Source organism: Lentzea sp. NPDC006480 (genome assembly GCF_040611995.1).
GTDB lineage: Bacteria > Actinomycetota > Actinomycetes > Mycobacteriales > Pseudonocardiaceae > Lentzea.
Genome location: NZ_JBEXPJ010000037.1, coordinates 1 through 25,346, shown reverse-complemented (window position 1 = coordinate 25,346; position 25,346 = coordinate 1). Strand labels below are relative to the sequence as shown.

21 protein-coding genes are annotated in these 25,346 nt (G+C 68.3%); 10 read left to right on the top strand and 11 right to left on the bottom strand.

The genetic code is table 11. The annotated features are described in order from the left end of the window. Nucleotides 1-32: 32 nt before the first annotated feature. The 4 genes from ABZX92_RS17220 to ABZX92_RS17205 form a co-directional block, all read right to left on the bottom strand. Nucleotides 33-1,016 carry an NAD-dependent epimerase/dehydratase family protein gene (locus ABZX92_RS17220; RefSeq protein WP_355559758.1) on the bottom strand — a complete coding sequence of 328 codons (984 nt, stop codon included), beginning with the start codon at nucleotides 1,014-1,016 and terminating at the stop codon, nucleotides 33-35. Then, nucleotides 1,017-2,039, bottom strand: coding sequence for a Gfo/Idh/MocA family oxidoreductase (locus ABZX92_RS17215; RefSeq protein ID WP_355559756.1), 1,023 nt, complete (start codon nucleotides 2,037-2,039; stop codon nucleotides 1,017-1,019). It lies immediately after the preceding gene. Nucleotides 2,040-2,053: 14 nt separating this feature from the next. Beyond that, nucleotides 2,054-3,547, bottom strand: a complete 1,494-nt coding sequence (locus tag ABZX92_RS17210; protein WP_355559753.1) for a sugar transferase — start codon at nucleotides 3,545-3,547, stop codon at nucleotides 2,054-2,056. Between the two features lie 377 nt (nucleotides 3,548-3,924). Further along, a complete protein-coding gene (locus ABZX92_RS17205) occupies nucleotides 3,925-4,140 on the bottom strand; it encodes an RNA-binding S4 domain-containing protein (protein WP_355559750.1) in 216 nt (71 codons plus the stop codon). Nucleotides 4,141-4,231: 91 nt separating this feature from the next. Between ABZX92_RS17205 and ABZX92_RS17200 the strand changes: the two genes are divergently transcribed. Continuing rightward, the gene (locus ABZX92_RS17200; protein ID WP_355559747.1) at nucleotides 4,232-4,915 is read left to right on the top strand and encodes a DUF2306 domain-containing protein; all 684 of its coding nucleotides are present in this window, start codon (nucleotides 4,232-4,234) and stop codon (nucleotides 4,913-4,915) included. Between the two features lie 290 nt (nucleotides 4,916-5,205). Here ABZX92_RS17200 and ABZX92_RS17195 read toward each other — a convergent pair whose 3' ends face one another. The 3 genes from ABZX92_RS17195 to ABZX92_RS17185 are packed head-to-tail and all read right to left on the bottom strand — an operon-like array spanning nucleotide 5,206 to nucleotide 7,568. Then, nucleotides 5,206-5,622, bottom strand: coding sequence for an SLATT domain-containing protein (locus ABZX92_RS17195; protein ID WP_355559745.1), 417 nt, complete (start codon nucleotides 5,620-5,622; stop codon nucleotides 5,206-5,208). Continuing rightward, entirely contained in the window at nucleotides 5,619-6,821 is a 1,203-nt protein-coding gene (locus ABZX92_RS17190) for a hypothetical protein (RefSeq protein ID WP_355559743.1), read from the bottom strand. Before ABZX92_RS17190 ends, ABZX92_RS17195 begins: the two co-directional genes overlap by 4 nt. A gap of 54 nt (nucleotides 6,822-6,875) precedes the next feature. Next, nucleotides 6,876-7,568 (bottom strand): haloacid dehalogenase-like hydrolase, encoded by a 693-nt coding sequence (locus ABZX92_RS17185; RefSeq protein WP_355559741.1) that lies wholly within the window; start codon nucleotides 7,566-7,568, stop codon nucleotides 6,876-6,878. A gap of 36 nt (nucleotides 7,569-7,604) precedes the next feature. On the opposite strand from ABZX92_RS17185, the gene ABZX92_RS17180 reads away from it, so the two are divergent. Together ABZX92_RS17180 and ABZX92_RS17175 are read left to right on the top strand one after the other, a co-directional pair. Continuing rightward, complete coding sequence (locus ABZX92_RS17180) at nucleotides 7,605-8,990, top strand: SDR family NAD(P)-dependent oxidoreductase (RefSeq protein ID WP_355559739.1); 1,386 nt, start codon at nucleotides 7,605-7,607, stop codon at nucleotides 8,988-8,990. Between the two features lie 108 nt (nucleotides 8,991-9,098). Continuing rightward, nucleotides 9,099-9,761 carry a Ku protein gene (locus ABZX92_RS17175; RefSeq protein ID WP_355559736.1) on the top strand — a complete coding sequence of 221 codons (663 nt, stop codon included), beginning with the start codon at nucleotides 9,099-9,101 and terminating at the stop codon, nucleotides 9,759-9,761. Between the two features lie 3 nt (nucleotides 9,762-9,764). Here the strand turns inward: ABZX92_RS17175 and ABZX92_RS17170 are convergent, their stop codons facing one another. Continuing rightward, nucleotides 9,765-10,451 (bottom strand): heparin lyase I family protein, encoded by a 687-nt coding sequence (locus ABZX92_RS17170; RefSeq protein WP_355559733.1) that lies wholly within the window; start codon nucleotides 10,449-10,451, stop codon nucleotides 9,765-9,767. A gap of 57 nt (nucleotides 10,452-10,508) precedes the next feature. Between ABZX92_RS17170 and ABZX92_RS17165 the strand changes: the two genes are divergently transcribed. Then, entirely contained in the window at nucleotides 10,509-13,364 is a 2,856-nt protein-coding gene (locus tag ABZX92_RS17165) for an AAA domain-containing protein (RefSeq protein WP_355559730.1), read from the top strand. Between the two features lie 132 nt (nucleotides 13,365-13,496). Next, on the top strand, nucleotides 13,497-14,108 hold the full coding sequence (locus ABZX92_RS17160) for an LPXTG cell wall anchor domain-containing protein (RefSeq protein WP_355559727.1): 612 nt from the start codon (nucleotides 13,497-13,499) through the stop codon (nucleotides 14,106-14,108). A 60-nt stretch (nucleotides 14,109-14,168) separates the two neighbouring features. Here the strand turns inward: ABZX92_RS17160 and ABZX92_RS17155 are convergent, their stop codons facing one another. Next, nucleotides 14,169-14,912, bottom strand: coding sequence for a PIG-L family deacetylase (locus ABZX92_RS17155; protein ID WP_355559724.1), 744 nt, complete (start codon nucleotides 14,910-14,912; stop codon nucleotides 14,169-14,171). A gap of 161 nt (nucleotides 14,913-15,073) precedes the next feature. On the opposite strand from ABZX92_RS17155, the gene ABZX92_RS17150 reads away from it, so the two are divergent. Continuing rightward, the gene (locus ABZX92_RS17150; RefSeq protein WP_355559721.1) at nucleotides 15,074-16,252 is read left to right on the top strand and encodes a glycosyltransferase; all 1,179 of its coding nucleotides are present in this window, start codon (nucleotides 15,074-15,076) and stop codon (nucleotides 16,250-16,252) included. A 355-nt stretch (nucleotides 16,253-16,607) separates the two neighbouring features. Here the strand turns inward: ABZX92_RS17150 and ABZX92_RS17145 are convergent, their stop codons facing one another. Next, nucleotides 16,608-18,281 carry a S8 family serine peptidase gene (locus ABZX92_RS17145; protein WP_355559718.1) on the bottom strand — a complete coding sequence of 558 codons (1,674 nt, stop codon included), beginning with the start codon at nucleotides 18,279-18,281 and terminating at the stop codon, nucleotides 16,608-16,610. 303 nt (nucleotides 18,282-18,584) lie between these two features. On the opposite strand from ABZX92_RS17145, the gene ABZX92_RS17140 reads away from it, so the two are divergent. Together ABZX92_RS17140 and ABZX92_RS17135 are read left to right on the top strand one after the other, a co-directional pair. Continuing rightward, nucleotides 18,585-19,523, top strand: a complete 939-nt coding sequence (locus ABZX92_RS17140; RefSeq protein WP_355559715.1) for a LuxR C-terminal-related transcriptional regulator — start codon at nucleotides 18,585-18,587, stop codon at nucleotides 19,521-19,523. Between the two features lie 80 nt (nucleotides 19,524-19,603). Continuing rightward, complete coding sequence (locus tag ABZX92_RS17135; RefSeq protein ID WP_355559712.1) at nucleotides 19,604-20,176, top strand: hypothetical protein; 573 nt, start codon at nucleotides 19,604-19,606, stop codon at nucleotides 20,174-20,176. A gap of 56 nt (nucleotides 20,177-20,232) precedes the next feature. Here the strand turns inward: ABZX92_RS17135 and ABZX92_RS17130 are convergent, their stop codons facing one another. Next, nucleotides 20,233-22,107 carry a S41 family peptidase gene (locus ABZX92_RS17130; RefSeq protein WP_355559709.1) on the bottom strand — a complete coding sequence of 625 codons (1,875 nt, stop codon included), beginning with the start codon at nucleotides 22,105-22,107 and terminating at the stop codon, nucleotides 20,233-20,235. Nucleotides 22,108-22,226: 119 nt separating this feature from the next. Between ABZX92_RS17130 and ABZX92_RS17125 the strand changes: the two genes are divergently transcribed. Both ABZX92_RS17125 and ABZX92_RS17120 read left to right on the top strand, forming a co-directional pair. Continuing rightward, complete coding sequence (locus ABZX92_RS17125; protein WP_355559707.1) at nucleotides 22,227-24,620, top strand: hypothetical protein; 2,394 nt, start codon at nucleotides 22,227-22,229, stop codon at nucleotides 24,618-24,620. A gap of 13 nt (nucleotides 24,621-24,633) precedes the next feature. After that, complete coding sequence (locus ABZX92_RS17120; RefSeq protein WP_355559704.1) at nucleotides 24,634-25,221, top strand: superoxide dismutase family protein; 588 nt, start codon at nucleotides 24,634-24,636, stop codon at nucleotides 25,219-25,221. The last annotated feature ends 125 nt before the right edge of the window (nucleotides 25,222-25,346 follow it).

Below are 25,346 nucleotides of genomic sequence, written 5' to 3'. Positions count from 1 at the left end.
ATCTCACAGAGTCAGGCCGCCATTTCGGACAGTCAGGCTGTCTTCTCCGCTGTCTTCTCCGCGCGCCACCACTTGACGAGGTCGCGCAGGCCGCCGTCCATCTCGATCTCGGGCTTCCAGCCGAGGTCCGTGGCCGCCGCGCTGATGTCGGCCAGGCGGCGCGTGACACCGTTGACCTTGCGCTCGGGGCCGTGCTCCAGCGGCAGGTCGGAGTCCATCGCGGCGAGGAGCGCGAGGGCGAGCTCCTTGAGCGAGGTCTCCTTGGAGGACGCGATGTTGTACACCGCGTCCGTCACCGGTGCCTTGGCGGCGAGGATGTTCGCGCGGGCGATGTCGTGCACGTGCACGAAGTCCATCGTCTGCGCACCATCACCGAAGATCAGCGGCGACTTGCCGTCAACAATTCGTTCCATCCAGCGGATCAGCACCTCGGTGTACAGACCGTGGACGTCCATCCGCGGGCCGTACACGTTGAAGTACCGCAGTGCCACGTAGTCCAGGTCGTGCATCGCCTTGAAGCTGCGCAGCATGCCCTCGTTGAACGCCTTCGCGGCGCCGTAGAAGGTGTCGTTGTTGTACGGGTGGTGCCGTTCGTTGGTGGGGAACGACTCCGCGAGGCCGTAGATCGACGCCGACGACGACGCGATGACCTTCTTCACGCCGGCGGCCGCGGCGGCCTCGATGACCGTGAACGTGCCGTCGACCAGGCACTCCAGCGCGAGCCGCGGTTCCTCGGCGCACTGGGTGATGCGGATGGCGGCGAGGTGGAAGACGAGGTCCTGGCCCTCGGTCAGGTCGCGGACGAGCGCCTTGTCGTTGATGTCGCCTTCGACCACCTTGACGACACCGGACTCCAGCGCGTCCTTCAGGTTCTCCCGGCGGCCGCGCACGAAGTTGTCGAGCACGACGACCTCGGAGGCACCGGCCTCGACGAGCTGGTCCACCACGGACGACCCGATTGTGCCCGCGCCGCCCGTGACGAGCGCGCGCTGGCCACTGATCGGTTGTGCCGTCATTTACTGAACCCTGCCTTCGATTTGGTGAACGGGAACGAACACACCGCCGGAGCGCAACGACTCCGACGCGGCCTCAAGCACTGCCAGCACGCGCAGGCCCGCGCGGCCGTCCGTGAGCGGCGGGCGCTTCTCGGTGATGGACGCCGCGAACTCGGCCATCATCGTGCGCAGCGCCTCGCGTTCCACCAGCGCCGGCGCGACCATGTCACCGGTGCGGTAGGAGATCTTCTGCTGTTCCTCGGAACGGTCGACGCCGCGGTCGTAAATGGACAGTCGCTGCGCCGGATTGTTGTCGTCCCACACCACCGTGCGCTGCGAACCGCCGATGACCATCGTGCGAATCTTCGTCGGCGACAACCAGTTCACGTGGACGTGCGTGATCGCGCCGTTCGAGAGCTTGACCGTGAGGTGGCCGACGCACGCGACACCGGCGCCGATCGGGTCCGCGCCGTGTGCCGCGACCTCCACCGGCCGCACGTCGTCGGGCAGGATCGCCTCGAAGATCGACAGGTCGTGCGGGGCGAGGTCCCACAGCACGTCGACGTCCGGCTGCACCAGACCGAGGTTGATGCGCACCGAGTCGATGTACTGGATCTCGCCGAGCTCGCCGCCGCGGATCATCCCGCGCAGGTGCTGCACGGCCGAGGTGTAGGCGAAGGTGTGGTCGAGCATCAGCGTGAGACCGCGGGACTCCGCCGCCTCGACGAGCTTGAGGCCGTCCTCCAGGTTCGCCGCGAGCGGCTTCTCGACCAGGACGTGCTTGCCGGCTTCCAGCGCCGCGAGTGCGACCGGCAGGTGGGTGGCGGCGGGTGTCGCGATGGCTACCGCGTGCACCTCGGGGTCGGCGAGTACCTCGTCCAGCGACGCGGTGGCGCGCACTGTCGAGTACTCACCGAGGACCCGCTTGGCCTTCTCGACGTCGAGGTCGCACAGGTAGCGCAACTTCAACGAGGGCGTCGCCTGGGCGTTGCGGACCAGGTTCGGCCCCCAGTACCCCGCGCCGATGACAGCAATGCCAATCACTTCTTGGGTCTCCATCAGTAGGCCCCGTGGCCGCCGAAGACGGCGCGGAAGGTCTTCCACAGGATCACGGCGTCGAGGGCGAGCGACCAGTCCTCGACGTAGCGCAGGTCGAGCCGCACCGATTCCTCCCACGAGAGGTCGCTACGTCCGCTGACCTGCCACAACCCGGTCAGGCCGGGCTTGACGAGCAGGCGGCGCCGCACGTCCGAGGAGTACTTCGCGGTCTCCTCCGGCAGCGGCGGGCGGGGGCCGACGAGCGACATGGTGCCCGCGAGGACGTTGAACAGCTGGGGCAGCTCGTCGATCGAGTAGCGGCGCAGGAACGTGCCGACCTTGGTGATGCGCGGGTCCTTCTTCATCTTGAAGAGCAGCCCGTGGCCTTCGTTGGCCGCGGAAAGCCTGGTGCGCAACACGTCGGCGTTCGTGACCATGGTGCGGAACTTGATGATCGTGAACGTCTGGCCGCCCTTGCCGACCCGTTTCTGGCGGTAGAACACGGGACCACGGCTGTCGATCATCACGAACGCGGCGACGGCGAACATCAACGGCGCCAGCAGGATCAGCAGCGCGAACGCTCCGACGCGGTCGACGACGTCCTTGACCAGACGGCGGAACCCGCTCAGTGCCGGTTCACTCACGCGCAGCAACGGCATGCCGAGCACGGCGCTCATGTGCAGGCGCGGTCCGGCGACTTCCATCAAACCGGGCGACACGACCATTTCCGCGCCGGAACCCTCGAGGGCCCAGGCGAGCTGCTGCAGCCGGCGGGGCGTCCAGTAGGCGTCGGGCGTGACGGCGACGATGCGGTAACCACCGCGGCGGACGTGCTCGGCGAGCTCGCGCAGCTGACCGACGACGGGCACGCCGTCGACATCGGTGCCGGAGCGGCCGCGGCCGTCGATGGTGCAGATGGCGTCCACCCGCCAGCCGAGGTGGGCGACGCGCTTGGTGCGGTGGATGAGGTCCTCGACCGTGTCGAGGTTGCCGGCGGCGAGGACGGAGAGCAGGAAGCGCCCTTCCTTGCGGCCGCGGTGCAGCGGGCGGCGCAGGGCGTAGCGCATGGGAAACGCGAACAGGGCGATCGCGGGGACCACGACGAAGACCCACAGGCGGGCGCCGGGGATGTCGACGGCGAGCGCTCCGAGGCCGAGCGCCACAACGGCACCGAACAAACCCCGGCCGAGTCTTCGGAACTCCTCAGCACCCTGGCCGAGGACGGTCGTCGTCCACACGCGGTTGATCGCGAGGGAGCCGACGACGACAACCACTGTGAGTATGTCCAGCAGGGCAAGGGAAAGCGGGCCGAATGCGGCATGTCGCATGCTCATGACGGCACCGACGGCGATGACGACCAGGGCAATGGTCAGCACATCGGCGGTGATCACGGCATAGCGGTAGCGGCTCTCCCAGCGGGCGACGGGTGGGTGCGTCTGTCTGTGTTCAGACAGCGGATTGAGCGTGGAGCGCAGCCCGTCGACGTCACGGGCAGCGCGGACCTGCTCACTCATCGTTCTGATCTCCCCGGCTCAGCGGCGATTCCGGACGTGCACGTACGCAGGTCACCCCGAGGACCTTGAATCTTCGAGCTTCGACGATCTTCGACAACGCCACATTTCAGGCTCGGCGAACGAAGCTCGCAACCGATGATTCGCGCGTTCTGGCATCCGCGTTACAGGCTGTGGAAAAAAGTTTCCCCGTTGCCCGAATATCGGACGTGACGCGCGTCTCACCGTCTGGAAACCGTGGTGACGCAAGACGATTCCACGTGTCCACAAGGGACATAAAGGTTACGTATGGCGCGCCGGAATCGTTCAGAACAGGTCTTCAGACCCTAGTCGGATCGTCTGCGCTTGTGCATGTACTTACCGCTGAACGGAGTAATGTGTTACGGCCGAACGGAAATGCGAACCTCGTCACCCTCGACGACCACGATGTCACCCGCTCGCAGCTGCGCACCCCTGCGCAGCTCCACCTGGCCGTTGACGTGCACTTCCCCGTCCTCGATCAGCTCTTTGGCGTGCCCGCCGTCCTCGGCCAGTGCCGCCAGCTTGAGGAACTGCCCTAGCCTGATCGGCTCTTCGGAGATCTCGACCGTCCGCATGAGTCACATCATCCCAGTAGGGCCTGCCCCACCGCTCGCTCGGGTGCCGTCCCCAGCGCGTTCGGGTGAAGTCGTTGACAGCCTTGCATTTATGAAAGCTTCCTGGGGTTACGTCGCCTGGTTGGCGGTGTCCGGTGTGGTCATCGCCGCGATAACGATCTTCGCCGCGAGCGCTTACGTGACATTGGACATGAGCCAGGCCCGGCCGGACTTGCACGGTCCGGTCCACTACGGCCTGCTGGTCGCGCACATCTTCACCGGAACGGTCGCGATCCTCGCGGGTGTTTCGCAGTTCTGGCCACGCCTTCGCGCAAAGCATCCGCGCGTGCACCGAGTGCTCGGTCGCGTGTACTTCGCGGGCGTGCTGCCGTCGTCACTGCTGGGCATCGTGTGCGCTCAGTTGTCACTGAACGGCCTGGCCGCATCGGCGCCGCTGACGGTCCTGTCGGTGCTGTGGTTCGTCAGCGCGGTACGCGGCCTGCAAACGGCACGGCGGCGCCAGTTCGGCGAGCACCGCATCTGGATGATCCGCGGTTTCGCTCTCACTGGCGCCGCCGTGACGGGCCGGCTGTGGGGCCTGCTGCTCGGCTCACTCCTGCCCGCGGGGGACGGGCTGGTCGTCTTCGCCACCGCGAACTGGCTGTCGTTCGTGGTGAACCTGCTGGTGGCCGAGTGGTGGATCCAGTCGCGGGGCTACACCCGGACCTTGCCCTCCGCAGCGTTGAGGCCCAGCATTTCGAGCAGGTCAGCGCAGTCGAGCGCGTTCGTGGCGTGACAGGCCACGGTCCGCGCCGCCTTGCTGTTCTGAATCGTGCTGTGCTCCTTTTCCAGAGCCTTTGCCTCGGCGAAGGTGCCGGTTTCGGGCTCGGCGATCGCGGGACGCGCCCAAGTCATGTCGTGCCTGCTTCCGCATCGGGGGATGAGGTCATCATGACAAGTGGGTGACCGAAACACCAGATCTAGTGCTTTGCGTAATCATGCACCCACAGCGCGTTAACCGCTGCGCATACCCTCGAAAGCGTTTTCCCGGCGGCAAACTTGATCGTTTGCCGCCAGGAATTGGCTTCACCGCCCGTACCGCAGCACCGACTCCACTTCGGTCACAAATGCGACGAGCCTTTCGTCGTCCACATCGTCCGGCGTGGGACCGTCCACCGCGAGCCGTTGCAGCGCAACAGAAGTAGTGGCGCTTTCCCGTGCGAGCCGGCGGAAGCCGAACGTCGCCTCGTAGAGTGAGAATGCCGTCGCAAGAGCCGCGAGAGTGGTGGCCGCGAAGCCCCACAACGCCCGGCGCGGCCCGTCCGCCATGCCCACGGCCGCTGCCGCCGCGGCGGCGATGAAGAGGGCCGCCGCGATCGCGACCGTCCACGTGCGAGCGCTGGAGTAGCGCTTGCGGCTGCGTTCGAAGTGGTCCAGCCGGTCCTGGAACCGGTGCCGGAGGTAGGCCTCGACGAACTGGGCCTGCCGCTGCTTGTCACTCATGTCCTGACCACCTCGTGCTTGCGGTCGCTGACCGCGGCTTCCAGGTCCGCCACCTTGTCCTGGCGTTCTTCTTCCGTGGCCGGCGCCACCGCCGCCAGGTGGGCGAAGTAGAGGGCGCGCAGCCGCTCCGCGCGGGACCTCGCGGTGAGGTACTTGTCGAGCGACTCCCGCTTGCGCGCCACGATCGTGATGGCGGCCGCGAACGCCCCGCCCGCGACCACGAGAACACCGGGCCACGGCGTGTCCTTGAGCCATGTCTGCAGCGCGCCGAACACCGTCGTGGTGAGTCCGCCGCCGATCGCCAGCACGGCCATCAGCCGGTAGCGGTTCTGCTCGACGTCGGCTTCCGCGTCGAGCTCCTGGAACGCCGGTGCGACAACCTTGTTGGCGTCGTGGATGGCGTCGGCGAGCATCGGGTACGCGACGACGAAACCGGGGTCGACCAGCGGGCGCGGTTCCTGGACCTGGTACCGGACCTTGGGCCAGATCCTCGGCGGCTTGACGGGCTTCTCCTTGCCCAGCAACCGTTCCAGCGCGGTGACCGTCTTGCCTGGACCTTCGTCGACGTGGACGATGAAGATCTTGCCGCTGCGCACCAGCACCGCGAGATCGCCGGTGAGGTCACCGGTCGCGATGCGGTCCGCGAGGCCACCCGTGCCGGCCAGTACCAGCAGCGGGTTGTCCGCGCTCAGGTGGTCGATGATCTCCCGCTCGTTCTCGCCTCCGACGACGAGGGCGATCACGGGCTTCTTGTGCCGGACGGCGTCGATCGTGCGGAACAGCACCGGTGTCGCGTCCGTCCACTCCGAACCGGGGACGATGACCGCGACGCTGTGGTTGGGTTCCAGCGCGACCTGACCGTTGGTGGAGGTTTCGGTGAGGTCGTGCACCTTGCTGCTGGGCGCGACGCCGACCACCACGGGCCAGCGCTGCTCGCACGCCTGCAAAGCCATGCCCAGCAAGTGGACCACGCCTCTGTCCGTGCCTTCGGTGACGAACACCACGCCGTCGCGCGCCGCGGTGACCACGACGGATCTGAGCACCGGCAACAACTTCGCGGCGAGGTCCGTCTCGATGTCTTGTGTGGAGCCGAAGACCGAGATCACCGTCCGGCCTCGGGGCAGGCCGAGGGCTTTCGGTTTGATGTCGGCGTCCGGCTGGGACAGCCGTTTGACTGTCGGGCCGCCTGCAGTGGGCATGCCGCGCACCATAACGCCGTGATCGATGCCAGACCAGAGCCGTTCAGACCCGTCTCATCCGGTGACGGCGCGGGTGAGGGCGGCCGTGTCGCCCAGGTCGTCGAGGATGGTCGTCGCACCGGCTTCGCGCAGCTCTTCCGCGGTGCTGTGGCCTGTGGCGACGGCCACCAGCCGCACCCCGGCGGTGGTGGCGGCGTACACGTCGTTCGGGGTGTCGCCGATCAGCACCACTTCGTCAGGGGCGAAGACCCTGAGATGCTGCGCACGTTTCCGCGCGAAGGTCACCAGCTCGGCCCGGTCCGCGTGCTCGTCGCCGAACGCGCTCACGTCCCAGTCGATCAGGTGCTCCAGCCCGAACGCCTCCAGCTTGATCCGGGCGACGGTCTTGAGGTTCGCCGTCAGCACGCCCTGATGCACGCGCGGATCGTTCGCGAAGTGTTCGAGGGCCTCGCGGACGCCCGGCAGCACGTCGCTGTGGTCGGGCAGCTCTCGCCTGCGGCTCTCGAACGCGTTCGCCAGTGCGTTGGCCAGCAACTGGCTCGCCTCGTCCGTGTGCTCGATGCCGTGCTGGTGCAGCACCCTGGCGATGATGGCCAGTTCGGTGCGTCCGCCGAGGTCGACGGGCCCTTCGAGGTCCCGGCCGAACGCGGTCCGGAACGCGTCGCCGTACATCAGTTTGCCGAAGCCGCGACCGGCGATCAGCGTGCCGTCGATGTCCCACAGCACCAGCAGTTCGGGCCCGGCCACCGGACCACCACCCCTCAACCCGTAAAATGCCTGTTCATGACCTCGATCGACCCCGCAGAGCTGGAAGTCTGCCTGCGCGTGCTTGCCCAGGTCGAGGACCTGCCCGCCGAGCACGACGACGCGGTGCGCGTCCGCCGGGCCACCGCGAAGATCTTCAAAGCCGCGAAGAAGTTCCGTAAGTCCGAGCGCAAGGCCGCCATCACGGCCAACGACCGGGCCGTCACCGCGCTGACCGCCACCGGGTCGCCGGACCGCATCGACGACGAGACGCAGGGCCTCCCCCTGGTGTCGAACGCTGTCGGGGCTTCCGCCGGCACGCTGCTGCGTGCGCGGTCCTGCTACACGTGCCGCAAGCGGTTCGTCGAGGTGGACGCCTTCTACCACAACCTTTGTCCTGCGTGTGCCGCGTTCAACCACGGCAAGCGGGACGCGCGCACGGACCTGACCGGCCGCAACGCGCTGCTGACCGGTGGCCGCGCGAAGATCGGCATGTACATCGCGCTGCGGTTGCTGCGTGACGGCGCGCACACCACGATCACCACGCGTTTCCCCAAGGACGCGGCCCGCCGGTTCGCCTCGATGCCCGACTCCGCCGAGTGGATCGACCGGCTCAAGATCGTGGGCATCGACCTGCGCGACCCGGCCCAGGTGCTGGCGCTGGCGGACGAGGTGGCCCTGCGCGGCCCGCTGGACGTGCTGATCAACAACGCCGCGCAGACCGTGCGCCGGTCGTCCAACGCCTACGCACCCCTGGCCGCCGCCGAGCACGAGGCGCTGACCGGGGACGCCGCCCGGCCGGAACTGATCTCGTTCGGCGGCCACGGCCAGCTGGCGTTGCCCGGCACCGCGGTTCCCGAGGCGCACTCGGTGACGACGCTCGCGTTGATGGCGGGCTCGAAGGACATCGACGCGGGCGGCCTGGTGCCGGACCTGGCGTCGACCAACTCGTGGATCCAGAACGTCGACGAGGTCGATCCGGTGGAGCTGCTGGAAGTGCAGCTGTGCAACTCGACCGCGCCGTTCCTGCTCATCTCGCGGCTGCGCCAGTCGATGGCCAAGTCGTCCGCGCGGCGCAAGTACGTGGTGAACGTGTCCGCGATGGAGGGTCAGTTCTCCCGCGCCTACAAGGGTTCCGGGCACCCGCACACGAACATGGCCAAGGCCGCGCTGAACATGTTGACGCGCACCAGCGCCGAGGAGATGCTGCAGACCGACGGCATCCTGATGACCGCCGTCGACACGGGCTGGATCACCGACGAGCGGCCGCACCCGTTGAAGATGCGCCTGGCCGACGAGGGCTTCCACGCGCCGTTGGACCTGGTCGACGGGGCCGCCCGCGTGTACGACCCGATCGTGCGCGGCGAGGCGGGCGAGGACGTGTACGGCTGCTTCCTGAAGGACTACGCCCCTTCTTCCTGGTGAAACACGGCTGGTGACGCACGCGTCCGAGGTACCCGTCGGACGCACCCGAACGAGCCCTTTCGTCACAGGTGGGGTCTATTCGACCGTGTGTTCGAGTACCCATTTGTCATGAGAACTGTGTGGCGGGGCGCACTTCGGTTCGGCATGACGACGATGACGGTGCGGCTGGTGTCCGCATCCACGGAACACCGCAGCAGGGTGCACCTCGTGCACCGCGAGGACAGCGGCCGCGTCCGGCACCAGCAGGTGTGCGGCGAGTGCTCGCTCCGGCTCACCCCGGACGACATCGGCCGCGGCTACGAGCTCGACGACGGCCGTATCGTGCAGATCGACCCGCACTCGCTGCCCGCACCCGAGGACGGCGTGATCGACGTCCAGCAGTTCGCGCCGGTCAGCGATCTGGACCCGATCGCGTTGCACCGCAGCTACTACGTCGACCCGGACGATCTCGCGGTCCGCTCCTACGTGCTGCTGCGGGAGACGCTGGAGCGCACCAAGACCGCCGCGATCGTGAAGTTCGCCCTGCGCGGCAAGGAAACCCTCGCCGCCATCCGCCCGCAACACGGCGTTCTGGTGCTGCACACCCTGCTGTGGCCCGACGAGGTCCGCGAACCGCACTTCGCCTTCCTGCACCGCGACACCGAGGTCCGCACCGGCGAACTGGCCGCCGCCGCGGCCTTGGTGCGAGCCCAGACCAGGCCGTTCAAGCCGCACGACTACCCGAACACGAACCACGAGGCGTTGCTGCAGCTGGTCGAGGCGAACGTCTAGCCGCTACCAGTTGGCGGGCTCGGCCAGCGCGTAGCTCGTCGCGACGCGGTGGTGGTCGTGGTAGATCGAGAGCGTCGACTGGCCGGCGGGCTTCCCGTCGCGCCAGGCCGTGCAGTAGATGCCGGACGACCACCGCATCGTCTTCGAGGTCTTGGGCAGCACGGTCTGCGTGCGCGACACGACTTTCTGCCCGTTGATCCACACCTCGAACTTGCCGGTGTCCTTCGCCAGCTTGAACCGCGTCACGATCCGGGTCCACTCGCCGCGCTTGATCTTGCCGGCCGTCCCCGAAATTCCGCCGGAGCCGCCGTACCGGATCTCGTCGTTCTGCACGAACATCAGCAGCCACGGACCTTCGGGATCCTCCGGTGACCACTGCTGGAACGTCACGTTCTGGTTGTGGAACTGCCAGTTCGCCGGAAGCATGACCGCCTGACCGTAGTAGCGGTCCTGCCCGACCGACTGGGCGCCGCGGTCGATCGTCTCCGAGTGGTAGCCACCGGTCTCGTTGATGTAGGTCTGCTTGGCCTCGATGGCCGTCGACCCCTTGTAGTGCACGTTCGTGACGTCGCGGATGACGCCGTCCTTCTGGGTGTAGTGGTGGTCCCAGCCGTTCAGCGTGCCTTCGTTCTGGAAGTCGACGCCAGGAGGGGGAGCCACGAGCAGAGCCGCCATCAGCAGGGGGAGCATGAAACGCCTTCCGTGGGTGCCAGGCGGCGGCTGGCTCGGACACTAGCATCAGTGTCCATGCTCGCCAGCCCGTCCGACCTCGTCGACCTGCTCGAATGCGAGCACCGCAGCTACCTGGGGCGCAGCGACCGACAGGGCGATCCGGACGAGCTGCACGCTCAAGCCTCGCGGACTGCCGCCGAGATGCGCGCGGGCAAGGACATCATCGAGAACGCCGTCTTCTTCGACGGCGTTTTCCACTGCTCCACAACGCTGGTCCACACCCCCGCGGGCTACGAGCCGTACGCGGAGGAAGCCACCCCGCTCGCGATCCTGAACCTCGCCGCGGCCGCGCAGGCTGTCGGGGCCGAGCGCGCGCACCTGCTCGTTGACGGGAAGCGCACGTCGTTCCGGGTCGCGGACTTCACGCCGTTGCTGGGCAGGCTCAAGACGCGGCTCGCGAAGCCGTCACCCGCTCCGAAGCGGTCGTGGGGCGAGGTCAGGGCCGCGTGCAACGGGTGTCGCTTCGCCCGTCACTGCGCCACCGGTCGCGAAGAGGCCCGTGACCTGTCGCTTGTCGCCGGGCTCAGGACGGACCAGCGACGGAAGCTGGTTTCGGCCGGCATTGACACCATCGACGCGCTCGCGGCAACCGAGGAGCGGCCGGCGACCCTCTCCCCCGCGAGCTTCACGGCGTTGACGGCGCAGGCGCGGTTGCAGGTGCGGCAGGAGCGGACCGGCGTCACGAGTTACGAGGTCGTCGCGCCGGAAGCGTTGCAGTACCTGCCTGAGCCGCAGGAGGACGACGTCTTCCTGGAGGTCGACGGTGACGTCTTCCGCACTCCTGGCTGGGAAGGGACGTTCGCGGAGTTCGTCGATCGCACGCCGTCGGGCACGGTCTACCACTTCACGCCGCACGATCTGCACGCGCGCGCGGCCCTCACCGCCACCAAGGAGTCCGAAGTGGACGAACTGGTGCGGCGCTGTGTCGACCTCGGTGCGCTGACCCGGCGGGTGCTGCGGGTCTCCACTCGCGAGTACACGTTGCCGGCGCTGAAACCGTTGGTGCAGGACGAGATCCTGACCCGAGGTGTGCGGGACCTGCTGGAGAAGATCAAGCGCGAGCACGGCATCGAGACCGCGGCGAAGGAGGAACGCGACGAGGCCGCACTGGAGAAGGCGGCGGAACGGGCCCGCCGGATGGCCGCGCTCACCGAGCCGTTGATCGCCGAGGGGCATGCTTTGTTCGCGGCGACGGTCGGTTATCACCGGCGCGAGGCAAGTCCCGCGTGGGGTGACTTCTTCCGGCAGGCCAGCGCGCCGATCTCGGACCTGGAGACCGACTCCAACTGCGCGGTGCCGATCACGTTGAAGGCCGAGGACTGGGTGCCGCCGAGCGGGCGGATCCGCACGCACAAGCGGCAGGTGCACGCGCGGATCGATCCGGAGCGGCCGCACCCGTTCGGCAAGGACGAGCAGGTCAGGCTCCTCTACCCCGGCAACGTCACGCGCAACGCCGTGGTGTCGGACGACAACCCGTACGAGCTCGTGGTCACCGAAAGCAACTCGCAGGAGCACGCCGAACTGCCGATCGCGGTCCTGCCGGGCAGTCCGGTTCCGGCGTCGCCGAAGGACGAGGCCGTGGCGGAGCTGGCCGAGCAGGCGGTGCACCTGTTGCCGCTGCTCCCCCGCAACCCCGGCATCGATCTGTTGCTGCGCACGCCGCCGGGGCCGTTGCCGCGGCACCCGGACGTCGTGCAGGCGGTGATCAAGGCCGTCGACCAGCTCGACGGCGGCACGCTCGCGGTGCAGGGACCGCCCGGCGCCGGCAAGACGTACCTCGCGACCAAGCTGGTGAAGCACCTGATCGACCAGGGCAAGACGGTCGCGGTGACGTCCACTTCGCACAAGGCCGTCGAGAACGTGCTCTCCAGCGCGGACCCGAGCATCCCGATGGCCAAGCGCCCCAAGGGAAAGCCCGAGGAAGGCCTCCCCTGGGACCAGCCGAAGGACAACGGCGCGCTGGCCCGCTGGCGTGAAGAACACCCCGAGGGACACCTGGTCGGCGGGACGGCGTGGACGTTCTCGAACGCCGCGATCAAGGCCCAGCCGTTCGACGTGATGATCATCGACGAGGCCGGGCAGTTCGCGCTGGCCGACGCCGTCGCCGTGGCCACCGCGGCGAAGAACCTGGTGCTGCTGGGAGATCCGCAGCAGCTGCCGCAGGTCGTGCAGGGCGTGCACCCGCCGGGTAGTGACGCGTCGGCGCTCGGCCACCTGCTCGGCGACGCGGACGTCATCCCTGACCATTTGGGCTATTTCCTCGCGGAGACGCGCCGCATGCACCCGGCCGTCTGCAAGCCGGTGTCGGAGCTGTCGTACGCCGGACTGCTCCATTCGCACGAAACTGCCCATAACCGAAGCATTGAGGGCATCGAGCCCGGCATCTACCTGCGCGAGGTCGATCACCGGCACAACATCACGTCGTCGGCCGAGGAAGCCGAGGCCGTGGTGGACACCGTGCGGCGCATAGTCGGTCGTACGTGGACTGACAATGGCCAAACGCGCGAACTCACATGTGCGGACGTGCTCGTCGTCGCGCCGTACAACCTGCAGGTCAGAGTCATCCGCAGACGCCTGGCAGATGCGGGTTTCGACGAAACGCGGGTGGGCACAGTGGACCGTTTCCAGGGTCAGGAAGCACCGGCGGTCATCATGTCCATGACGTCGTCGTCCACCGTGGACCTGCCCCGTGGCCTGGACTTTCTTTTGTCACGCAACAGATTGAACGTGGCACTCTCCCGTGCCCAGACGCTCGCCGTGATGATCTGCTCGCCCCGCCTGCTGGATGCCGACGTCCGAGGCGTGGAACAGATGCGGCTGGTCGCGGGGGTCATCGGCCTAACAGAAAACATGAGGATCTATCCGTGGTGACACCGCTCCGTTGTCATACGGTGACCTTCTGAGCGCTCTGTGTTGCTAGCGTGGCGCGGTTCACCCGGTCGGGTGATCAAGAATCTGAATGTGCTCGATCCGCCTCGCACCAACCAGAGCAGGAGAAATCCGTTGGCAAGTAGAGTTCTCGGCGCGTTCGTGGTGACTGGCACCGCGGTTCTGGCCTCACTGGCGCTCGCCACCCCGGCGTTCGCACACAATCAGACGGTGAAGGCCTCATGTGACGAGACGACTCAGGAGTCCTCGCTGAGCGTGGACCTCACGTGGTACGGCACTGAGAAGAAGAACAAACTGACGGTCTTCATCGACGGCGTCGAGCAGGACCACAAGGTCACGTTCGGCCAGTCCTACAAGGAAACCGCGTGGGAGAGCGACGGCCGCGAAGCCCACGTCTACAAGGTCGCGATCAAGGCTTACGACGACCCCAAGGGCACGAACGGCTGGACCAAGGAAATCACGCTGCCGAAGACCGAGGCCTGCGTGAAGGCGCCGCCGAAGCCCGAGCAGCCGAAGCCGCCGAAGCCTGAGCAGCCGAAGCCGCCGGTGGAGACGACGGAAGCGCCCTCGTCTTCCGTGACGCCCCCGGCCCCCGGTGGCAGCACGCCGGAGCCGCCGCTCGCGGCGACCGGTGCCTCCCCGATGTGGCTGCTGCTCTCGGGTCTGGGTCTCGTGGGTGCCGGTGCCGGCACCCTGCTGTTCCTGCGCCGTCGTCGCAGCGCGTGAACTAGCTGAGCGGTAACGACAAACGGGGACGGCCCGCACAGGCCGTCCCCGTTTTCGTTGCTACAGATCCAAAGGCGTCGCGGGGCCGGCACCGTGGTGGATGAACCACTCGGTGCCGAACGGCAGGGCGAACGTCTCGTCGTCGAGCGACAGGAAGAACGACTGCTCGGGGATCTGCGAGGCGTGCGCGCGCATCGCCGCCCGCTTCACGTCCAGGTACTTCGAGACGTCCACGCCGGAGGTGATCTCCGAGTCCGGTACGGCGTCCTCCTGCACCGGCGGCTCCTCCAGGCCGGCCCGGCGGAACGCCTCGCGGAACTCGGACTCCTTCACCCTCGCCTGGTACACGGGCGTTCCGGCGATCTCGGCGGCCCGCGCTCCCACCCGGTGCACCTGGATGTGGTCCGGGTGGCCGTACTGGCCGAAGCTGTCGTAGGTCGTCAGCGCGGCGGCGTCCTCCTCGGCCAGCAGCGCGGCGAGCTTGCCGGCCGCCTCCTCGACATCCGCCGTCCAGAACGAGCCGGGACGCGAGTTCAGCTCGTCGCCCATCATCCCGGAGTCCAGGTATCCCAGGAACTCCACGCGCGCCACGCCCAGCAGGTCCGCCGCCGCGTGCGTCTCCTGCACCCGGCGTTGCCAGAGCTCCTCGCCGGGCGCCAGGAAGTCCGGGATCTCGCCGGCCTCACCGCGGGTCGCGACGACGAGCACGACGCGGTGTCCCTCCTCGAACGCCTTGCGCATCAAGCCTCCGGTCAGGATGCACTCGTCGTCGGGATGCGCGTGGAACGTCACCAGTGTGGCCATGTCCGCGACGTTACCCGCGAGTGGAACTTGCCAATTCCGTCGCACCCGCACCGCTCCTTACCGTGGGGACCAGCACTCCAGTGCCGCAGGGGAGGTTTGTCGTGCGCGTGCTGTGCACAGTCGCGTTCTCGGCTGCCCACGCACTGGCCCTCCTCCCCCTCGTGACGACGCTCACAGAGCAGGGACACGAGGTGCTGGTGGCGGGCCCCGCGTCCGTGCTGTCCGGTTTCGCCCGGGAAGCGGTGCGGACCACCGCCGTGCTGCCCGAGGTCTGCGACCAGCTCGTGGACCTGTTGCAGGGCGAGATGCTGACGCTCCCACCGGACTACGACCCGTTCGCCGACGAGATGATCGTCGAGTTCGCCGCTGGCCCGCACATCCGCGGCGCCGTCCTGGCGCTCCTGCCGGTGGCCGCGGACTTCCGGCCCGACCTCGTGCTGCGCGACGGCATCGAGTTCGCCGGAATGCTCGTCGCGGAACGACTCGGCGTCCCCCACGTCGCCGCGCCCACCGGCGTCGGCCAGTACATGGACCGCCTCACCCTGCTCAACGCCCTGAACGAGCGCCGCGCGGAGCTCCGTCTGCCGCTGCACGAATCCCTCGACTCGGCGCACCGGTACGGCCGGCTGGACGCGGTGCCGCCGGGCTACTCCTTCGCCCGCCAGCCGATGCCGCCCGCGTTCGCCTACCAGCAGCCCGAGCACCACAGCACCGCCGACCGGCTCCCGCAGTGGCTCGCGGACCTCGATCCGGGCAAACCGCTCGTCGTCGCCTCCACCAGCACGTCCGGCGGCGTGTTCGCGACCGAGTCCGCCCTGCGGCTCTTCGACTTCGACGCCATCCCGGACCTCGCCCTGCGCCACTCCCCCTTGGCACACCTGGAAACGCTCGTGGCGGGCCTCTCCGCGGTCGACTGCGAGGCCGTGGTGCTGACGGGCGGGCTTCCCGTGGAGGCACAGGCAGCGCGGCACGTGCACCTGGTCGAGCAACTCCCGCAGGCGTTGTTGTTGCAGACAGCCGATTTGCTCGTCTCGCACGGCGGCTACAACTCGATCCGCGAGGCCGTGCGAGCAGGTGCGCCCACCGCGGTGCTTCCCGTGCTCCACGACCAGATGCACAACGCCCACCGCGTCTGCGAGCTCAAGCTGGGCGTGCGGGTGCAGGACTTCGAGGCCCGCGCGGTCGCCGAAGCGTGCCAGAGAGCGCTCTCCAGCCCGGAGATCTACCACGCCGTCAAACGAGCACAGCGGCACATGCTCGGCCTGCCACCGATCCGGACGGTGGCGGGCTATCTGGAACGGATCGTGCACCGCAACCGCAAGCTGTCCGTTGCCTGGTGACTCCCCCGGAAACCAGGTGTGGTGGGCGTCAGGCTTCGGCACGAGCACGTCACCCGACAACAGCCGCAACGGGTGACCGGAGTTGATCGCAGCCGTACCGGAGACCTCCACCGGCCTGCCGGCGACCTCCGACGACGTCTCGGTCAGCTGCGCGGCAGAGAGCCTCGTGGCTGAGCTCGTAGAACCACGCCCGCCTTGGCACGTAACGCTGCTCGCGGAACTCTCGGTCTTCCGCGAGGCCGGCTCCGCGAGCACGTCGCCGAACACCATGAACTCGACCTTGGCACAGAAGACATGTGAAAGGGCGGCGCCTCCCCCAGGTAGGAAGGCGCCGCCCCTCGGCGAACACGTGGAGCTATTGCAGGGTCAGGTTCCAGGAGTTGATGTACCCGGTGTCACCGGAGTACACGTCCTGGACCCGCAGCTTCCACGTGCCCGCCGCGACCTCGGACGAGGCGTTGACCGTGTAGGTCGCGACCACGTTCGCTGCGCTGTCCGAAGAGGACGAGTTCTTCAGCCGGTAGGCGGTGCCGTCCGGCGCGACCAGGTCGATCACCAGGTCACCGCGGTAGGTGTGCACGATGTCCACGCCGACCTTGACGGCAGAGGAAGCGTTACCGGACAACGAGGACACGATCGACGAGGTCACCGCGGCACCGCGGTCCGGGATGGCGACGTCGGTCGTGTTCTCCAGGCCACCGGAAGGCGGCGGCGTGCTGTCGATGGCGTTCACGGCCTTGGTCGCGTCGGCCAGACCAGCGCCACAACCACCCGAGCAGGTGCCGGGGATCGGGCGGGAGTTGGTCTTGATGAGGTCCTTGACCTGAGCCGGCGTCAGCGAAGGCTTCTTCGCCACCAGCAGTGCCGCGAGTCCCGCGATGTGCGGAGCGGCCATCGACGTGCCCTGGTACGGCTTGTAGGTCTCCGAGCCCGGCGTGGTGGCGCCGGTGTTCAGCGTGGACCAGATGCCGTTCTCCGGCGTGGTGATGGTGCCGGGGGTGTCGGTGCCGCGCCGGGTCTCGCCACCGGGCGCCGCGATGTCGATGCGGGTGCCGAAGTTCGAGTAGAACGCCTTGTTGCCCTCACGGCCCAGCGCCGCGACCGTGAGCACACCCGAGCAGTTCGCCGGGGTGAAGTTCGCGACGTTGGCGTTCGAGTTGCCGGCCGCCACGACGACGGTGGTGCCGCGGTTGATCGCGCCGTTGATCGCGTTCTGGTAGGTCGTCGAGCAGGACGACTGACCGCCCAGCGACATGTTGATGACCTTGGCCGGCGTCGCGTTGGCCGGCACACCGCTCACGGTGCCGCCGGACGCCCAGGTGATCGCGTCGGCGATGTCCGAGGTCGAGCCACCGCACTGCGCCAGCACGCGGACCGGCTGGATCTTGGCGTCGTAGGCGATGCCCGCGATGCCCTTGCTGTTGTTCGTCGCCGCGGCGATCGTGCCCGCGACGTGCGTGCCGTGCCAGGACGAGTTCTGGTCGGCGGGCGGGACGGGCTGGCCGAGCGCGTCGGTGCCGCAGTCGCCCTTCTTCATCCAGTCGCCCTCGTCGGACGGGTTGCTGTCCCGGCCGCCACCGTCACGGGCGCGCGCGGCGTCGGAAACGAAGTCGTACCCCGCGACGACCTTGTTCGCCAGATCGCTGTGCGCCACGTAGCCGGTGTCGATCACGGCGACGGTCACGCCGGCGCCGGTCGAGCTGGACCACGCGCCGGGCACGTTCATGCCGGCGGTGGCCTCGAACAGGTCCCACTGCCGGGAGTACTCGGTGTCGTTCGGGTCGGCGAACGGCTGCATCAGCAGGTCCGGCTCGACATAGGCGACATCGGGGTCGCTCTTGAACGCCTGGATCGTCGAGTCCGCGTTGGCGGTCTTCGAGCCGAGGTCGACGACGACCGCGCCGCTCGACATGCGGCGGTGCACGGACTTGCCCTTGCTCTTCACGTCGTCCGAGGCAGCGGTGTCGGACGAGGCTTCGGCGGTGCCGGGCTTGTAGCCGACGATCAGCCGTTCGAACGGGCGGTTCACCTGGGTCGAGTCCGGCTGGGACTGAACCGGGGCGGGGGCAGCGTTAACGGGTGAGATAACGCTGAGCACGGCGGCGGAAACTGCCGCGGCGCACACACTCGTGCGTCGCAATCCGTTCACGTGAGGTCCTTCCACGCAGGGCCTTCGCGTGCCGTTGAGGGCGTCAGTGTTCTGAACCGGCTGCGGAGGTGGTGAGGACCGTAAGTCGCGTCACACCTGCGAAAACAGGTCTAGCGGAGTCCGAATAACGACACTGGCGTGTTCACGACAGGCTCATTGGGCTGAATGGCGCACAATGTGGTCGTGTTCGGACACTTGGGCGTCGCGCCGGAGCTAACGGCCGTTTACGAGCTTCTGGTAACGGGAGGTAGCCGCACCACGGACGAGATCGGCGTCGCACCCGACCTCCTGGCGCAAATGCGACAGCTGGGCATCGTCCGGCACCTACCGGGCGACGTGTGGCAGGCCGTCGCGCCCGACCTCGCCGTGGAGGCGCTCATCGCGGCCCGGGAGGAGCAGAACCGGAGGGCCCGTGCGGACGTCGGCCCGCTGATGGAGCTCTACCTGCGCAACCGCGACGAGGAGCAGGCGGACAACGCGTTCGTCGAGACCGTGACCGGCGTCGGCGCGGTGCGGGAGCTGTGGCACACACTGCTGGGCGGCGCCCGCGACGAGGTCTGCGTGCTCGACCAGCCGCCGTACGTGACGCCGCTGGGCGAGCACGTCGCGCTGGAAGACGAGACGCGCCAACGCGATGTGCAGTGGCGCGTGGTCTACGACCGGTCCGCTGTGGACATTCCCGGCCGTGTCACCGAGATCATCGAACTGGTCGCGGCGGGTGAACGAGCCCGCGTCACGCCGACGCTGCCGTTCAAGCTCGCCGTGATCGACACGCACGCGGCGGTGCTCCCGGTGGCGAACGGCCAAGGGGACAACGCTGTGGTCGACAAGGTGCTGCTGATCCGCCCGTCCGCGTTGCTGGACGTGCTGCGCTCGACGTTCGAGCTGTACTGGGACAAGGGAATCCCGTTCAGCCCGGGCGGGATCTACGCGGCGGCGGCCGATGTGGACCCGAACCTGCTCGGCCTGCTCGCGGCCGGGCTCACGGACGAGTCGATCGCACGGCAGCTGGGTCTGGCACCCCGGACGGTGCAACGACGGGTCCGGCAGCTGATGGACCGCTGCGGCGCGCAGACCCGGTTCCAGGCCGGGGTGCAGGCGATGCGCCGAGGCTGGCTCTAGAAAAAGATCTTCCGGGTGCAACCCCGGGTGATCTTGCGGCGTCTCTCAGATCGAGAGGTTAATACTCACCAGGGGGATTCATGCGCATGCGCACCGTGATGACGGCTGCCCTGACGGGCCTCGCACTGCTCGGTTTCGCGAGCAGCGCGTCGGCTTCCACGGACCTCACGTGGCCGCCGAAGGACGTCAAGCCGGTTCACAAGACCAAGGCGGAGCTGCAGAAGCAGGCCGACGAGTTCTCCGCGCACCAGAAGAAGGCGTTCCCGCGTGCCTTCCACGGTGCCAAGGACGTCGCGCCCGGCAACTGGGGCGGCGAGGCCGAGGGCGTGTTCGACGACATGCAGTACATGGGCAACTCGGTGTCGCTGACCTACAAGGGCCAGCAGGTCTCGACGTACACGCAGGTCAACGCACCGGGCTTCCACAAGTCGTCGCCCAAGGAGTACTGCGCGACCACCACGTGCACCGGCGCCGAGACCGACCACCGCGGCGGCGTGACCGTCTTCGCGAAGGACGACCGGTTCGGCATCGTGGAGGCCCGCAACTTCCGCCCGAACGGTGAGGTCGTCTGGGTCCAGAGCTGGACGCAGGGCACCGAGAAGCAGCTCGCGCAGCTGGCCGAGGACCGCGCCTTCACCTTCACCAAGAAGTAGCGACGAAGAACGAGCGGGCGCTTCCGGTCATGGAGTCACCGGAAGCGCCCGCCCTGTCAACTGGTGACCTTGCGCGCGGCCACCAGTTGGCCTTCCGAGAACCCGTCGACCCGCACCTCGGTGCCGGTCGTGCTCAACGTCGCGGTGTGCGCGCCGTCGGTGACGTCCAGCGAGGTGGCCGGGCGGCCGTCGACGTAGATGTCCACCCGGTCGAGGTTCACGGTGTCCAGTGAGACGGTCGTCCCGGCGACCGCCACGCCGAGCCGCCGCACCGGCAGCGCGGCGAGCAGCGAGCCCGCCCGGGCGAGCAGATCGACGTTGCCCTCCAGCAGATCCGCGCGCGTCAGCTTGTGCTGGTGCGTCGGCCGCACGCCCAGATCTTCCACGGGCGTACCGGAAAGCTTGCCGACGCGCAGCGTGCGGCGGATCGCCACGCGCATGTTCGCCTTGTTGGGCAACGCCTTGTACGGCGACTCGGGGTCGCCCGGCGCCGGGATCTTCAGCAGCTGCGTCAGCAACCCGTGCGTCCACACGTTCGCGCCGCCCGCACCGGTGTTGTCGTCCACGCCGAGGATCGGGCCCAGTTCGTGGTCGGCCCAGCCCGCGGCGAAGATGTCGGTGGCCGAGTAGACCCGCGCGTCGGTGATCAGCAGGACCGGGCCGTGGTAGGTCTGGCCCATCGCGTTCGCGCCGTCGACCGGCGTGATGGTGTGGGCGCAGGAGAACGCCTGGCCCGTCTCGGTCGAGGTGTCGAGCGACGGGAACCACGGGCCGAGGTCGATCTGGCCGGTCGGGCCGTCCGCGTGACGGCGGCAGATTCGCAGGTTCAGCGGCGTGCTCAGGAACTGCACGGGTTCCGGCGAGATCGTGCGCGGCGTCATGGTCTGCAGCAGGAACTCCGAGGCGAAGATGTGACCGCCGCCGTTGTCCCGCACGTCGACGATGAGGCCGTTCTGCGGCAGCAGAGCCGCGAGCCGCACGAACTCCTTCAGGAACCCCTGGGGGTCGTCCACGCTGAACGTGAAGATCCGCAGGTGCCCGAACGTGCCGGACGGCGTCACGACCGGCCGCGCGCGGAACACACCGGGCATGGTCGTCGGCACGTCCGTGACGCTCATCGCGACCGCTTCGCCGGAAGCCTCGGCGGCGACGACCTTGGGCGCGTGCAACAACTTCTTGGCGCGCGCCTTCTCGTCCGAGTCCAGGTCGACGCCCTGCGCGGCCGCGGCGGGCGACAGCGCGTCGACGTCGGTCATCGGCGGCAGGTTGTCCGTCACCTGCCAGTCGACGCGGATGTCCTCCGAGCCTGCCGCACCCTGATACGTCACGACGACCCAGTCCTCGTCCGGCGGGAGCTGGATCACCAAGGGGCGCAACGTGAGCGACTCGAGGCCGCGGGCGAGGTTCGCGGCGGTGTTGCTGCCGGCGAAGACCGCGCCGTTCAACGCGACGGCGCGGGCGATCGGCGTGCCGTTCCAGTGCGTCACCTCGGCACCGATGGCGAGACCGTCGAAGTCCGCGACCGTGCGCGCGACGAGGTACTGCTCGGTGCCGTCCGCGGCGAAGCAGCGCTCCAGCTGGAACGGCAGGAAGGCGATCTTGCCCGCGAACGGTGCGGGCAGCAGGTAGTTCGTGTGCAGGTCGCGCACCGAGTGGAAGGTCGACGACAGCTCGCGGTGGAACTGCCACTCGGGCTCGGCCGTGGCGTCGGTCTGCCGTTCGAGTCTGGCTCGTAGGACCCTGAGTCTTTGCACGGGGTTCACCGCGTGCATGGCGACTTTGAGCGGCAGGTGCGCGTAGTTCTGTTCCAGCAGGAGCAGGGCCTGGTCGACGAGGAGCTTGCGCTGCGCCAGGGTCAGCGTGCCCGCGGTCGCGAGGAACTCGGCGAGTCCGACGGAGTTTGCGACGTTCGGGTGAGCGGTTGCGGTCATGGTGGGGCCTCCTTGCCAAGTAGAGGCTTTCCAGGGCGCCTGGATACACCTTTTTCACCCGTTCGGCCGCTAACCGGAGCAGTTTTCAGGACGACAACTGGAGTAAAGGGGAGGCCACCATGAGTCCGCGGACCTTGGAACTGCGCATCCACGGGGTCAACAACACACCCCCTGCCGCGATGCTGGCGCTCCCCGACCACGCCGTGGAGCAGTTCCGGGGCGACAGGTTCGGCAGCTTCTGGCGGCCGTTGCCGGCCAAGGTCGCCGAGCTGCCACCGGATCACCCCGGCCGGGTGCCCGGCGACGTGCGGCGCGAGGCGTACTCGTGGGGCGGCATGGCGCGCAGCAGCCCCGGCGTTCCGGGCAGCGGAGTGCCATCGGTGCTCGCGAACGTGCTGGGGCGCATCGGATGGGCGTTGCTGCTCCCCTTCGGGCTCGCGAACGTCGCCTACTGGTCCCGGAGACTCCCGGACGACTCGGTCCCGACGACGAAGCGGATGGTGTGGTGGAACGCCGGGCGCGGCGCGGCGTCGACCCGGCTGTTCGGCCTGGGGTTGACGGTGTTGCTGGTGCTCGCGGTGTGCGAGGTCGCGATCGACACCTACGCGATCCAGTGCTCGTTGCCGGGCGCGACGTGCAAGCGGCTGCCGGAGTTCCTCGACCTGCTCGGCGATCCCGCGCGGCACATCAGGGTGCTGGCCGCTTCCGCGGTGCCGGTGTTGCTGCTGCTGGGGTTGCTGGCGCTGACGTCGTTGTCCCGCAGCAGGTACGAGATGACGACGATGCGCCGCGAGCCTCAACGACGTGCCGGCGTGCTGCTCAGCCGGTCGTCGATGTGGGAGGGCAGCCCGCGGATCCGCCGGCTCACCCGGCTGCACCTCGCGGCGGGGTGTTGCGTGGTCGTGCTGGTGACGAGCACGCAGTTGTGGCACCACGCGTTCTTCCTCGTGCTCACGGTTCTCGCGGGCGGGCTGCTGGCGACGGTGATGGCTCGCGTGGTGGTGACCACGACGGACTGCCCGGACGTGCCGTCGAACGAGAAGGGCGGCCTGTGGTCGTGGCTGCTGCTGATCTCGTCGGTGATCGTGCTGGTGGCGCACGGGTTCGCGATCTACTCGATCGAGCCGGTGTTCGACGGGCCGCTGTGGCTGACGTCGTGGGGACCACCGGTCGTCGCGGTGGCGCTGCTCGGTTCGGTGCTGGCGGCGTGGGCGTGGCGGCGCACCGACGCCAAGGGACCACTGGTGTTCGTGGTGTTGTTCGTCGGGTTCATGGTTGCCACGTACTGGTTTTCGCTCGCCTGGATCGGCGCGGCGGTCGTCGGCGGGGTGTTCGCGTGGCGGGCGCGGCCGCGTGCCGGTGACGAGTGGCAGGCCTGGCGCGGTGCCGGACCCGGTGTGCTGCTGGGGTTGTCGCTGACCACGTCGATGATGCTGTCGACGGTGCTGGTGCTGACGTTCCGCGGCTGGGTCGGGACCGGGCTGCGGGCGCCGTCGTTCTACTCGTGGTTCAGCGCGGCTTTCGCGGTGGCGCTGGTTCCGCTGGTGCTGCTGGTGCTCGCCGAAGCGTTCACGCTGTTGTCGCGGCTGCTCAAACCCGCGGTGCTGGACACTCAGGCCGAGGTGCTCGTGGTGCGGATGCGGCACGTCGTCGCCGTCACGCACCGGGCCGAGAACGTCATCGGCGTTCTGTCCGTCTCAGGTGTGCTCGCCCTGATCATGACCTGCTATCTCACGTTCGACGCGCCGGCGTGGTCGCAGTGGTCCGGTGTCACGTGGGTGCTGGGCAAGGGCGACTGGGTCACCGGGCTCGCCGGCGTCGCGGTGATCGGGTCGTTCGTCGGTGCGGGGATGCTGACGAACCGGCGGCCGCTCGGGCTGTTGTGGGACCTCATGTGCTTCCTGCCGCGCACGGCGCATCCGTTCGCGCCGCCCTGTTATGCCGAGCGCGCGGTACCGGAGATCGCCGACCGGACGCGCGAGTTCCTGGACGAGTCCGGCGACAACCGCGTCGTGCTGTCCGCGCACAGTCTGGGCGCTGTGCTGGCCGTGGCGGCGCTGTACGCCTTGCCAGAGGGGTATTTGCGCCGTGTGCAGCTGCTGACGTACGGCGTGCAGCTGAGGCCGTACTTCGGGCGGATCTTCCCCGAGCTGCTCGGGCCTTCTGTTCTAGGCACGCCGGAAGTCCGTGCGGGCGCGATGTTCTCGTGCGACCCGTGGCGGCGACCGCCGGGCACGACACCGGATCGAGGGCTCACGGTGCTGCTCGGCGACAGCTGGATCAACCTGTGGCGCCGCACCGACTACCTGGGCTTCCCGGTGCACGGCTGGGAGGACAACCCCCGTGATCGTCGTGCGAGTGAGACAAACGGCAGTCCGGACAAAGTGGAGACTCACGGCGGTTATCACCTTTGTGCGGCCTATCGAGAAGCGTTCCGCGACCTCGTCTCAATTGATCTGAACCAGTCACCCGATGGTGAACGTGCAGGGGGTGGGAACCTGGAACGCAGTTGACTTGAGGAGAGACATGCGCACGACTGTGGTGGCCCTCGTGGGTGCCGTACTGCTCACCGGTGGCCTGGCCGCTTGCTCGGGCGAGGCTCCGTCCTCCACGCCCACGGCGCCGGAGATCAAGCCGGTGGCGGAGACCGCGCTGGCGGCACCTGCCGCGTCCGGTGACCAGCCGAAGGGCATCACCTACGACGTCAAGCGGATTCCGGTGGGCGCGAAGCTCTCCACCGGCTCGTCGGTCGAGAATGGACAGACGACGGTCGAGCTGAAGGTGACCGGTCTGCTGCCGAACACGAAGTACGGCTCGCACGTGCACACCAAGCCGTGCGGCGCGAAACCGGCCGACTCGGGCCCGCACTACCAGAACGAGAAGGATCCGGTCACGCCGAGCGTCGACCCGAAGTTCGCCAACGCGGAGAACGAGATCTGGCTCGACTTCACCACCGACGCGCAGGGTGCCGCGACCGGCAGGGCGACGGTGAAGTGGGAGTTCCGCAAGGGCGAGGCCAATGCCGTCATCGTGCACGCCGCGCACACCAGCACCGAGCACGGCAAGGCCGGTACCGCCGGTGACCGCCTCGCCTGCCTCACCGCCCAGTTCTGAAAGATGCAGGGAACCTTCCTCCACCTGAGGTGGAGGAAGGTTCCCTGCATTGACCTCGTAGCGCACGAGACCGGTCAGCTCCAGGATGCGGACGGCCTCGCGGATGGTGTTGCGCGCGACGCCCA

Coding starts and splice junctions, on each gene's coding strand:
- ABZX92_RS17220 (WP_355559758.1), bottom strand. CDS start 1,016: ATGACGGCACAACCGATCAGTGGCCAGCGCGCGCTCGTCACGGGCGGC.
- ABZX92_RS17210 (WP_355559753.1), bottom strand. CDS start 3,547: ATGAGTGAGCAGGTCCGCGCTGCCCGTGACGTCGACGGGCTGCGCTCC.
- ABZX92_RS17205 (WP_355559750.1), bottom strand. CDS start 4,140: ATGCGGACGGTCGAGATCTCCGAAGAGCCGATCAGGCTAGGGCAGTTC.
- ABZX92_RS17200 (WP_355559747.1), top strand. CDS start 4,232: ATGAAAGCTTCCTGGGGTTACGTCGCCTGGTTGGCGGTGTCCGGTGTG.
- ABZX92_RS17195 (WP_355559745.1), bottom strand. CDS start 5,622: ATGAGTGACAAGCAGCGGCAGGCCCAGTTCGTCGAGGCCTACCTCCGG.
- ABZX92_RS17190 (WP_355559743.1), bottom strand. CDS start 6,821: ATGCCCACTGCAGGCGGCCCGACAGTCAAACGGCTGTCCCAGCCGGAC.
- ABZX92_RS17180 (WP_355559739.1), top strand. CDS start 7,605: ATGACCTCGATCGACCCCGCAGAGCTGGAAGTCTGCCTGCGCGTGCTT.
- ABZX92_RS17175 (WP_355559736.1), top strand. CDS start 9,099: ATGAGAACTGTGTGGCGGGGCGCACTTCGGTTCGGCATGACGACGATG.
- ABZX92_RS17170 (WP_355559733.1), bottom strand. CDS start 10,451: ATGCTCCCCCTGCTGATGGCGGCTCTGCTCGTGGCTCCCCCTCCTGGC.
- ABZX92_RS17165 (WP_355559730.1), top strand. CDS start 10,509: ATGCTCGCCAGCCCGTCCGACCTCGTCGACCTGCTCGAATGCGAGCAC.
- ABZX92_RS17155 (WP_355559724.1), bottom strand. CDS start 14,912: ATGGCCACACTGGTGACGTTCCACGCGCATCCCGACGACGAGTGCATC.
- ABZX92_RS17135 (WP_355559712.1), top strand. CDS start 19,604: ATGCGCATGCGCACCGTGATGACGGCTGCCCTGACGGGCCTCGCACTG.
- ABZX92_RS17130 (WP_355559709.1), bottom strand. CDS start 22,107: ATGACCGCAACCGCTCACCCGAACGTCGCAAACTCCGTCGGACTCGCC.
- ABZX92_RS17125 (WP_355559707.1), top strand. CDS start 22,227: ATGAGTCCGCGGACCTTGGAACTGCGCATCCACGGGGTCAACAACACA.
- ABZX92_RS17120 (WP_355559704.1), top strand. CDS start 24,634: ATGCGCACGACTGTGGTGGCCCTCGTGGGTGCCGTACTGCTCACCGGT.